This is a genomic window from Peribacillus acanthi (assembly GCF_003073175.1).
Lineage (GTDB): Bacteria > Bacillota > Bacilli > Bacillales > DSM-1321 > Bacillus_BN > Bacillus_BN acanthi.
Window position 1 is genome coordinate 143489 of record NZ_QBBX01000004.1, and the last position, 2942, is coordinate 146430.

Consider the following 2942-nt stretch of genomic DNA (forward strand, 5'->3'; position numbering starts at 1 on the left):
CCACTAGGTGTCCCTTCGATAAGACCTTCTAATGCAAACCTCATCATTTCTTTTCCACCTGCTGCATGGACATTGATCAAATCGATTTCTAGAGAAGCTAAACCTTTCATAGCCTGCTTAACCGTGTTTGGGATGTCATGTAGTTTTAAATCAAGGAAGATGCTATGACCAAGAGCTTTTATTTTTCTGATAATACTTGGTCCCTCTTGATAAAAAAGCTCCATTCCCACCTTCACAAAAAGTTTCTCATCCTCAAACCCTTCAAGAAACGATAGGGTTTGTTCGGCATTTGGAAAATCAAGCGCGATGATAAGCGATTTGTTCATGCTTTCCCCAGCTCCTTCCGATACATTCAGAAATATGGTCGTACCCTAACTCATTAACTAGAGCTGGCAATTCATCAATTATTTTTGGACAAATATATGGATCTACAAAATTGGCAGTTCCTACTGCAACTGCACTCGCACCTGCATAGAAAAACTCTATAACATCTTCAGCTGTTGTGACCCCGCCCATCCCGATAATTGGAATTTTCACTTGTTGGCTCACCTCATAAACCATACGAATAGCTACTGGTTTAATGGCTGGTCCTGATAATCCACCTGTTTTATTAGCAAGAATTGGCTTGGCTGTTCTCATGTCCAAGCGCATACCTAGAAGTGTATTAATCATCGTTAAGCCATCCGCTCCACCATCCTCAACAGCTTTTGCCATTTCTACGATGTTTGTGACATTTGGTGAAAGCTTTACATACACAGGTACTTCGGAAACTTCCTTCACAAGCTTAGTCAGTCGTTTCGCCGTTTCAGGATTCGTTCCAAAAGCGATGCCCCCTTGCTTTACGTTAGGACAAGAAATATTCAGCTCAAGTGCATGCACATTGGATACTTTTGAAATTTCCTTTGCTACTTCGATATAATCTTCTTCCATCGATCCTGCTACATTGGCAATGATTGGAATATCGAATTGACTTAGCCATCTAAGTTCACTTTCAATCACTTTTTCTAAGCCAGGGTTTTGCAGCCCAATTGCATTTAGCATTCCTGCATGTGTTTCAGCCACACGGGGTGTTGGGTTTCCAAACCTTGGTTCAGCTGTTGTAGCTTTGATCATGATGGAGCCTAATTTGTTCAAATCATACAATCCACTAAACTCTCTACCAAATCCAAAACATCCCGATGCAGGCATGATAGGGTTCTTTAGCGAAAGCCCTGGTAGTTCTATTCCTAACACACTCATAGTACAACCTCCCCTGATCGGAATACTGGGCCATCACTACATACCTTTTTGTAGCTATAGCCAGTAGGATCATCCCCAGTATGGCAAACGCATGCGAAGCAAGCCCCGATTCCACAGCCCATTCTTTCTTCCAGAGAAAGATAGACTTCTCTATCTCCGTATTTTTCTTCTAAAGCTTTTAACATCGGGGTTGGTCCACAGCTATACAACACATCGAATTTCAAATCATAATTCTTAATAACATCTGTGACAAATCCTTTTGTTCCACAGCTTCCATCTACTGTTGCTACATAGGTTGGTCCGAGATCTGTGAATTTCTCCAAGTAAAAGGCATATTCCTCTGACTGAAATCCTAGTACATGAATTACTTCAATCCCTTTTTCTACTAATCTGGTAGAAAGCTCGTATAGTGGAGGGACACCAATTCCCCCTCCTACTAATAGAGCTGTTCTTCCAGCATTAATTGTCTGTACAGGAAAACCGTTACCTAATGGACCAAGTACATCAATTTCATCGCCGATTTTCTTATTCGCAAGAAGATAAGTACCTCTACCTTCAGCTCGGTAAATCATCGTAAATTGTTTTTTCTCATGATTAATAGAGCATATGCTGATCGGCCTTCTTAATAATGGCTCAAATCCATCTGCAACTTTAAGATGAACGAATTGACCTGGTTGCTTCATCTCTGTTACGAGCTCACCATGTAAGGTAAGCTCGTAGATGTTTTTTGCTACTCTTTCTTGTGAAACGACTGTCATTCGCTCATTTAAAATCATGAAAGCACCGCCTCTTTTGATTCTGTTGCTGGTTTCATAGCTTCTGCTGAGAAAGTCATAGATTCAATTACTCGTAGGATCGCTTCAGCAGTATCTAGTGAAGTTAAGCAAGGAATACCGTTTTCTACTGATTCCCTTCGGATTCGGAAACCATCACGCTCTGGCTGTTTTCCTTTTGTTAGAGTGTTGATTACAAATTGTGCTTCACCATTTCTAATGACATCTAATAACGTGTTTGTTTCAGCTCCAATTTTGTTAACAACTCTTACAGGGATGTTTTTCTCTTGTAGAAGAGCCGCTGTTCCACTTGTTGCAATAAGCTGGTATCCAATGTTATGAAATCTCTTAGCCAACAATAATGCTTCTTCTTTATCCTTGTCAGCAATGGTCAACAAGACGCTGCCATACTCTTTGATTTGGATTCCTGATGCAACTAATCCTTTATACAATGCTTTTTCAAGCGTTAAGTCTTTCCCCATTACCTCACCTGTAGACTTCATCTCAGGTCCGAGAGTGATATCAACACGTCTTAGTTTTGCGAAAGAGAAGACCGGAACTTTTACATAAACTCCTTTTTTCTCTTCGATCAAACCTGTTGTGTATCCTTGTTCAGCCAGACTTTGTCCAAGGATGACCTTTGTTGCCAGGTTTGCCATTGGCACATTCGTGATTTTACTTAGGAAAGGAACCGTTCTACTTGAACGTGGATTTACCTCAAGCACGAAGACCTCACCTTTAGAGATAACATATTGGATATTTAATAATCCGATGATATTTAGTCCTTTTGCCAATTTGATTGTGTACTCGACGATCTTTTGTTTCATATCGTCAGTTAGGTTTTGTGGCGGATACACAGCAATGGAGTCTCCTGAGTGTACCCCTGCTCGTTCGATATGCTCCATGATTCCTGGAATTACTACATCTTTG

At 40.7% G+C, this 2942-nt stretch carries 4 protein-coding genes; all 4 read right to left on the bottom strand.

From position 1 onward, the window contains the following. Positions 1 to 326, bottom strand: a 326-nt coding sequence (pyrF, locus tag DBX25_RS21165; protein WP_240620161.1) for an orotidine-5'-phosphate decarboxylase, incomplete at its 3' end; no start/stop codon positions are given. Then, positions 298 to 1239: a dihydroorotate dehydrogenase gene (locus DBX25_RS05405; protein WP_108669759.1), complete on the bottom strand. Its 942-nt coding sequence runs from the start codon at positions 1237 to 1239 to the stop codon at positions 298 to 300. The genes DBX25_RS05405 and pyrF, both read right to left, overlap by 29 nt. Beyond that, positions 1236 to 2015, bottom strand: coding sequence for a dihydroorotate dehydrogenase electron transfer subunit (locus tag DBX25_RS05410; protein WP_108669760.1), 780 nt, complete (start codon positions 2013 to 2015; stop codon positions 1236 to 1238). Before DBX25_RS05410 ends, DBX25_RS05405 begins: the two co-directional genes overlap by 4 nt. Continuing rightward, on the bottom strand, positions 2012 to 2942 hold a 931-nt coding region (locus tag DBX25_RS21170), incomplete at its 5' end, for an ATP-binding protein (protein ID WP_476704048.1). The genes DBX25_RS05410 and DBX25_RS21170, both read right to left, overlap by 4 nt.

Bases quoted from the DNA above. Each gene is read 5' to 3' on its own strand.
- DBX25_RS05405 (WP_108669759.1), bottom strand. From the start codon at position 1,239: ATGAGTGTGTTAGGAATAGAACTACCAGGGCTTTCGCTAAAGAACCCT.
- DBX25_RS05410 (WP_108669760.1), bottom strand. From the start codon at position 2,015: ATGATTTTAAATGAGCGAATGACAGTCGTTTCACAAGAAAGAGTAGCA.